Raw genomic sequence first — 7,616 nt, forward strand, 5'->3', positions numbered from 1 at the left:
TCACCTCGTTGGTGGAGGCTAATTGTTCGGTCATGGTTGCTTCTAATTGCTTACCAGAGGCAGCAATTTGGGTGGTGGAGCTAGTCATTTGGATACCAGACTGCTGCACCTTATAGATCAATGAATTAAGGTTTTCAGTCATCTTTTTGAGAGATTCCAGTAATTGTCCAATCTCATCCGTTGAGGTAATTTCCACCTTGGTACTCAGATTACCAGCCGAAACTTCTTCTGCTATATCTACTGCTTTGTTTAACGAATTAACAATATCGCGGGTGACAAAAATTCCAAAACCTAGAGTAGTACCAATGATTAAAATGAAAGCAATCAGTACGATGTTGATGGTACGCTTTTGGTCTTCTTTCGCAAGATTGGCTGAGTTTTGAGATAATGTAATAGCTCGCCGCAATAGACTCCTCATTTCTGCTTTCAGTTCTTCTGCGGACTTTTGCATCCGTTCTGCAGCAAATTCCGCTTGATCGGGTTGATTATCAACAACTAAACTGAACGCTTCTTCAGATTTATCACCATAACGATCATGCATTCTTTTATATAACTCTAATTCAGATTTAAAATCTGACCAGTAGTCTTTTTGCTGATTACTTAAGGCTTTTTGGATTTCACGTTTGAGGATGTTATCAACTTTTATAAGAGCGTCGTCCACTAATCCATCCCTTCGGTTGAACTCCGCTCTGGCTTCACTAAATGTGTTTCTAGCAGTGGTGCTTTCTGCATATCGGTAATTAAATCGAAAAGCTCGTTCAAAATTAACCCTCTGAGCAAGTTGACTTTCTTGCATTTCCGTCATGTGCTGGATAAGGGGAAGATCCTCTTCAGCTATCTTACCGATTTCATTCGCTAACTTTGACAGTCCTATCCAGCTAATTCCCCCCCCTAAAAGTATGGTCAAACTAGAGAAGATTAGTAGACCTAGTAGTTTAGTTGCAATTTTCATTTAATTCCAAGTAGCCCCTGTTGCTATTGACTTTTTAGGTTTTGTAGTCGTTGAATTCGCTGTCGGATTACCGTAGCTTTAGCCAGATCCCCACGATTTTCTTGAAGTAAAGCCAGATGAAAGAGTGCTTCGTAGGAATTCGGTTTCAGGTAAACCGCTTTCTGGAAGCATTGCTCAGCCTGCTCGTCATTGCCCAAGGCCTGATGGACTTCTCCGAGTAACACATAAGCCTCAGCACTAGTCAAATTTTGACTTAGGTAAGTTTGGCACAGTGTCACCGCTTCCTCCAAATTTCCTTGATTAGCTAATCTCCTAGCTTTTTCAAGCAAGGATTCTTGTCCCTTTTCAAGCTCCCTTTGTAAGCAGGATTGTTTGATTCCTTTAGACTGTCGATTAACCAGAGCAGAGGGGGAAGATGATCTTGTTTGGTATTCCTGGTCTTGCTCCTGGTCCTGGTTTTGCCCTTGTATTGGATAGAGAGAATGGATCAGCGTCACTGGGGACTTATGACTCGGGAGTGACGATGAGGTTTCCCAATTTCTCCTGCGCCCCTGTTGAGAGTTCCTGGTCTGGGGTTGTCTAAGATCTTTCACCTTCTGATAGGCAAAAGCAAAGGGATAGCGAACTGACACAAATCGATTGGTAGTTCTTACTCCTGTTTCAGCAGACCCCACAAACAGCAAACCTTTAGGCATTAATAAGCGATCTAAGAGTTGTATAGCACGGAACCGGGAAGATTTATCCAAATAAATCAATAAATTGCGGCAGAATATAATGTCATAGTTGCTCTGAGCCAAGCCCAAGGGGTCTAGAATATTACCATGCTTAAAATTAACGGTATTGCGCACCAACTGACATAATTCATAACCATCTGCTGTTTGCTTAAAATAGCGTTTTTGTTGCTGTAGTTGGTTGCCCCGAAAGGAATTCCTGCTGTAGAGAGCACGTCGAGCTTTGTGCAATGCTTCCTTGCTGATATCAATAGCATCGACTCGAAACTGATTAGGAGTCAAACCCGCATCCAGCAAGGTCATAGCAATGGAGTAAGGTTCTTCTCCTGTAGAACAGGGTATACTTAATATCCGCAGGATGGGGTAGTTGGGGTTGGGCAACCACTCAGATATGACGTAACGACTCAGAAACCCAAAGGGTTTTCTGTCCCGGAAAAACCAAGTCTCTAAGACAACGACCGTTTCAATCAGTGATTCGAGTTCTTGAGGTGAGGTTTGCAGTTGTTGCAGATACGTTTGCTGATCCGGTAAGCCACAAGCCAATCGTCTGGTTTCTATCGCTCTAGCAATCTGCCTAGAACCAATAGTACTGCCATCCAAACCGATTTTCTTTCTTAGTAAAGCCTCAATAGTCGCCTGAATCATTACTATTAGTTAGTTAGTTGTTAGTTAATTGGTAGTTTTTAATTTTCTGCTCCAGGTAATAAGTATATCTGTTGGGACTCCGATAACAAATACTCTAGCCGAATTCGTTGGATCATGCCTTTTTCATCCATAATCATTTCTCCTAAATAAGGAGCGTCATTTATTTTTACTCCGGCATCGACCCACTCAGTATCTGGTTTGTTTAAGGTTTCTGTGATTCTTTCTGACATCAAACCGATGCAGTAATGAGTATTATTTTTGGCAATATAATTGACCATTATAATCCGTGTGCTTAAGTGGGAGCAGCTGGGAGTACCTTGAATTAAATGGCACAGATCGATGACTGGCACAATTGCACCTCGGTAGTTAAACAAACCAGCCACATAGTCAGGAGCTTGGTGTATTTTTCGGAGGTTGACTCTGGGAATTACCTCCACGACCTGAGAACTATCCAGGGCATAAAGGTCATTTCCTACATAAAAAATCAACATTAACATCGGTTAATTGATGGGAAAATTAGTGGGAATTGATATAACGATATTTAACATCATTTAGCCTCTAAATTTCTGAGTGCTCAAACCCCTAATTAGCTTTTATACCAATCCTAAATGAATTGTGAGAATTTTTGTTCCCAGATCCGCTGTTCCCGTCTTGATGCAAAGCGCGAGTGGGGGAAACCACGGCAGTCGCTCATGGGGGAGACCCCCAAGACCGCGCTGCCTTCCCAAGACCGCGCTGCATCGCTACTCCCTACTCCCTGTTCCCAGATCCGCTGTTCCCTGTTCCCTTTGGTATATGAACTAGATTATGAAGTAAATGTGAAGCTATGGTCATAGTGTGAAGATAATCTGGTTTTTATGAAAAAAATATGAAATTTATATGAATATAATGTGAACTAAACCAGGCTCATCGCAATTCGGGAAATTACGGCTACACATCAATTTGATCCATCTCGCCAGAGGCTAGACCGGCTTTTGCACAAGTTGCTCCGTTGGACTTGGAGCAAGCAGATTGACCCTAGGGCGTGTTTTCTTGCCTCGGAGATCCCCCATTATCCCCCTTAAAAAAGGGGGACGAGCGAGTATGGCTCCCCCCTTTTTTAAGGGGGGCTGGGGGGGATCATAATCTTGCGGAAAACTTTGAAAACACGCCCTAGCCTGCTACAGGGGATCTACTGAGTATCCAAGACCTTCACTGTTAGTTCACGCTTCTAGGGGCTATAAGAATTGGGGTGCAATGGTTTCAGGAATTGGGCGTAGTTCCACCCCCTCTTACCTGAAATCCATATCTGTCAAGGGATTTGAGCTCTTAATATTTACTTTATAAATTAGCTCTTAAGTGCTTTAATTATATTAAACTTAACAGCTGTTCGCGTAGCGTGCGCGTAGCGCATTAGCTGACCGCTGCATGGTGACAATTTGATTGAGTAATAAATAACTGAATTATGGCTGTGATTTTTGAATGGCTTAGCAAAGTCTGGAACATCGTCTCGAAGGTGTTTACCACCAAGCTGTTTCAGCTGGGCACCCAAGACTTGTCTCTGATTATGATAGTCCAACTCATAGTAATGGCTATCGTTACCTTATATATAGCTCGTAAACTTCAGGACCTGATTAAGCGTCGGGTGCTAACTCGCTTGGGGTTAGATCGTGGGACTCGCGAAGCATTGTCCTCCCTGATCGGCTATGTTCTAACTGTCATAGGATTTTTTATTGTTCTGCAAACGGCTGGGATTAACCTCAGTTCCCTGATTGTTTTTGCAGGGGCAATGGGTATTGGTTTAGGCTTCGGACTTCAGAATTTAACCGCCAACTTTATCAGTGGTCTGGCGATTCTGTTTGAAAAACCAATTAAGGTGGGAGACTATGTCAAAGTTGATGAACTTTCAGGAACTGTAGAAAAAATCTCGATTCGTTCCAGCACTATCCGCACTAATGATGGGGTATTTGTTATTGTTCCGAATACTAGTTTCCTGGAAAACAATGTAGTTAACTGGACTTATCAAGATCCTAGATCTAGGCTCAGAATTCCTGTTGATGTTCCCGATGAAAGCGATCCAGTCATGGTCACAGAGGTACTGTTAAAAGCGGCTCGCAAAGAACCAGAAGTTTTACCATCCCCTGCTCCTGAAGTATATTTTAAAGGGTTTGGAGACGGCATGGATTTTGAACTCTTAGTATGGATCGACAATCCACCAAATATGGAATCAATTCAGAGTAGTTTGTATTATCTGATAGAAGAACAACTTCGTGAGCAGGGAATCGAGCACGCCGAGCCTCAGAGAGACCTGTATATCCGAAATCTGAAGGACTTAGAATTTCTGGTACAAAAACCTCAACAAACACCTCAACAAACTGGTGCTGCTAACGGCTCATATTCTCAAGAAGAATACCTCTATAACAAAGCTGTAGCCGCTGCCAAAAAAAACAAAGTAAAAGCTAACTCTAGAGGAAAATTGACCCTGCGGGATCTCTTGCGGAAGGTGAGTTACTTTGAAAAGTGTAGCGATAGCGAGCTGCGACATATAATTCAGCAAGGATATCGTCAAATGCTCAAAGCAGAGGATATAATCTGTGAAGAAAACGACCCAGGGGATTCATTTTATATTATTCTATCTGGCTTAGTTGAAGTCTTTGTGGAATCAAGGGGAAAACGGATTGCCATCCGCAAGCCAGGGGAATTTATTGGAGAGATGTCTTTGCTTCTGGGTACCCCCCGTACCGCTACTCTTCGCGCCCTAGAAGACACGATTCTGTTTGTGGTAGACAGGGAAAATTTAAAGAGTCTTTTGGTAAAGCACAAAGATTTAGCTGACCAAATTTCCGAAGAATTATTCAAACGTAAGGAGACCCTAGAGAAATTAGGAATAACGGTAGGTGTAACAGAGGAAAAAGAGAGTGGAACCAATCAGATTCGCCAACGCATTCAATCACTATTTGGGATTTGATAGGTTTGTTGGTAATGATTTGACAACTTGGTTTCTAAGTTTGGGTGCATCGCGCTGTATCGCTTTTGCAATTAGGCAAAAATTCTAAGAAAATTCCAAGACTTCCAACACTTCCAAGACTTTCAACACTTCGCCTTCTTTGTTACAAATATGAGATGCACCCTTGCTATTTCTGGGTAAACCGCCACACCCCATCCCAATTCTGCGGTACCCCTTGCACCATTAATTGATTAATTCGGTCTACATACAATAATGCTGTCTTATCGTTAGGATTGACAGCTAACACTTGATTAAAACACGCTTTAGCTTTTTCAAATTCTTGAGTTCGGTAGTACTCTATAGCGAGCTCAAATTCTGACTGGGTTGTTAACTTTAATTCCCTAACTTGTTCAGGCTCTCCTTCCAAGATTTCATAAACAGCAATTGGTTCATTTTTTCCTTTAACAATTGCTCGATCAAGAAACCGAATCTGGTATTGACTAGGATTACTCAATTGCTCTAAAGCTTGCTCGGAGATTAACAAAGACACGCCATAAAATTTAGTTAACCCTTCTAAACGAGCAGTTAAGTTAACATTATCAGAGAAAGCATCCCCTTGCATCCGAAATGTCTCTCCTACCATTCCCACCATCATCTGACCCACATGAATGCCAATCCCTACTTTAATTGGTAGATAGCCTTTGGCAATACGTCTGTGATTGTATTCTTCCACTCTGATTTGCTTGGCAATTCCCGCTGCTACTGCCTCATCGGTGCCATCAGGGAAAACAGCCATTATACCATCTCCGAGAAACTTGACGATAAAGCCGTTTTGATTGCGAATCTCGGGACTGACACGCTTGAGGTAAGCATTAACAAAGTCGAAGTTTTCCTTCGGGGTCATGGTTTCTGAAAGGGTAGTGAAAGAGCGAATATCTGAGAACATGACCGCCATTTCTTTACTGACGTGGTTCCCCAGATATACATCAAGAATAGTGTCTTTTTGAAGAAAGTTAAGATATTCAAAGGGAACAAATCTGCTATAGGACGTATTGGTTTTTTCTAATTGCCGGTGAGCTTCTTGCAATAGTTTATGTTGTTTTTCTAATTCCCGATAGGACTGTTTGAGGTTGTTCCAAAGTGTGGTAGTAATACTGACAACTGCAGCACTGATAACGGTAAACAAGGGTGTAAATATTGGAATCAACCAGCCAAATAAAAAGGCAATATAGGAACTGGTAATAATAATAACTCCGGCTATAAGGGTGCCAACTCCAGTTACCCATCGCCTACGGACATACATGGCTCCAAGGGTAGCACTATATCCAGACCAGAACACTATCCATAGCCAATTCAGGGATTTGACTGATGCTCGAAGCATGGGACGACCTTCATTAGCTGCACTCAAAATCTGGCTGCTGATATTGGCGTGAATTGCTATACCTGGTATTAATTCAGTGGGAGTTAGTAAGGTACTATTGTAGGGAGTGAGGTGATTGTCATTGAGACTTGGGGCTTTTGCCCCTAACAAGACAATGCGATCGCTCATCAAATTTGGGGGAATGCGATTGTCGAGAACATCAGTCATGGAGATAGTCAAAAAGCTCTCCTCACCGCCCCGATAGTTCAATAAGATTTGGTATCCTCCCATCTCTGCTTTGCTGTACTCTCCATCATTACTGGAGAGGGGGAAAAACTTGGCTTTACCTAAACCGTATATCTTTTTATCGGGATTGATCGGCTCAAGTTTAATACCGTCTTGTGCCAAATACATTAGCGCTAGTTTCACACCAAATCCTTGCTTACGGGTACCATCAGGTTTGCCCAGGAGAATGATCCCTCGCCGGATTTTGCTATCCCCATCGAGCAGGACGTCGTTAGCTGCTACCTGACTCAATTTATCCAGCACTGGTGGCGCTGCAATGGGGTTGCCAGCAATTTTCTCAATTCCGATCACATTTGGGGTAGAGTTGAAAACTTCTACCAGTTCATCATGTCCAGGTTCAACCACTAGGTCTCGATAAATATCAATTCCAATCGCTCTTGGTTGCTGGGCTTTGATATTCCGAATTAGCTGAGCCATAACCCGATCTGACATCGGCCATTGCTTAACATATTTGATATCGGGTTCATCAATGGTGACCAGGACAATGCGCTCGTCAACAGATTCTTTTGGACGCAGCCGAAATAATTGGTCTTGGCTTGCCCATTCCAGCATCCGAAACAGTCCAGCATTGCTTCCTAAAATCACCAATCCTGCTATACTCGGCGCGATTAATAGGACTGTTCCCCACTGTTGAATCTGTTGTTTTACGGTTTGCCACATTTGGCTTTAATGTTGGTTATTTTGTTGAGGTTGTGT

The 7,616-nt window shown here is 42.6% G+C and carries 6 protein-coding genes; 2 read left to right on the top strand and 4 right to left on the bottom strand.

Going from position 1 to position 7,616, the window contains the following annotated elements; genetic code table 11:
* From F6K57_RS33195 to F6K57_RS33205, 3 genes are all read right to left on the bottom strand, one after another.
* Window positions 1–952, bottom strand: a 952-nt coding sequence (locus F6K57_RS33195; protein WP_293072241.1) for a methyl-accepting chemotaxis protein, incomplete at its 3' end; no start/stop codon positions are given.
* A gap of 23 nt (window positions 953–975) precedes the next feature.
* Window positions 976–2,328, bottom strand: coding sequence for a protein-glutamate O-methyltransferase CheR (locus tag F6K57_RS33200; RefSeq protein ID WP_075899524.1), 1,353 nt, complete (start codon window positions 2,326–2,328; stop codon window positions 976–978).
* Window positions 2,329–2,366: 38 nt separating this feature from the next.
* Window positions 2,367–2,819: a chemotaxis protein CheW gene (locus F6K57_RS33205; protein ID WP_293030854.1), complete on the bottom strand. Its 453-nt coding sequence runs from the start codon at window positions 2,817–2,819 to the stop codon at window positions 2,367–2,369.
* 176 nt (window positions 2,820–2,995) lie between these two features.
* On the opposite strand from F6K57_RS33205, the gene F6K57_RS33210 reads away from it, so the two are divergent.
* The gene (locus tag F6K57_RS33210; protein WP_293054948.1) at window positions 2,996–3,127 is read left to right on the top strand and encodes a hypothetical protein; all 132 of its coding nucleotides are present in this window, start codon (window positions 2,996–2,998) and stop codon (window positions 3,125–3,127) included.
* A gap of 645 nt (window positions 3,128–3,772) precedes the next feature.
* Complete coding sequence (locus tag F6K57_RS33215) at window positions 3,773–5,275, top strand: mechanosensitive ion channel domain-containing protein (RefSeq protein WP_293072242.1); 1,503 nt, start codon at window positions 3,773–3,775, stop codon at window positions 5,273–5,275.
* 166 nt (window positions 5,276–5,441) lie between these two features.
* Here F6K57_RS33215 and F6K57_RS33220 read toward each other — a convergent pair whose 3' ends face one another.
* The gene (locus F6K57_RS33220; protein ID WP_293072243.1) at window positions 5,442–7,580 is read right to left on the bottom strand and encodes a CHASE2 domain-containing protein; all 2,139 of its coding nucleotides are present in this window, start codon (window positions 7,578–7,580) and stop codon (window positions 5,442–5,444) included.
* Window positions 7,581–7,616 lie beyond the last annotated feature (36 nt).

Source organism: Moorena sp. SIO4A5 (assembly GCF_010672005.1).
GTDB lineage: Bacteria > Cyanobacteriota > Cyanobacteriia > Cyanobacteriales > Coleofasciculaceae > Moorena.

Excerpts from the sequence above, each read along its gene's own strand:
- F6K57_RS33215 (WP_293072242.1), top strand. The coding sequence starts at position 3,773 with ATGGCTGTGATTTTTGAATGGCTTAGCAAAGTCTGGAACATCGTCTCG.
- F6K57_RS33205 (WP_293030854.1), bottom strand. The coding sequence starts at position 2,819 with ATGTTGATTTTTTATGTAGGAAATGACCTTTATGCCCTGGATAGTTCT.
- F6K57_RS33200 (WP_075899524.1), bottom strand. The coding sequence starts at position 2,328 with ATGATTCAGGCGACTATTGAGGCTTTACTAAGAAAGAAAATCGGTTTG.
- F6K57_RS33220 (WP_293072243.1), bottom strand. The coding sequence starts at position 7,580 with ATGTGGCAAACCGTAAAACAACAGATTCAACAGTGGGGAACAGTCCTA.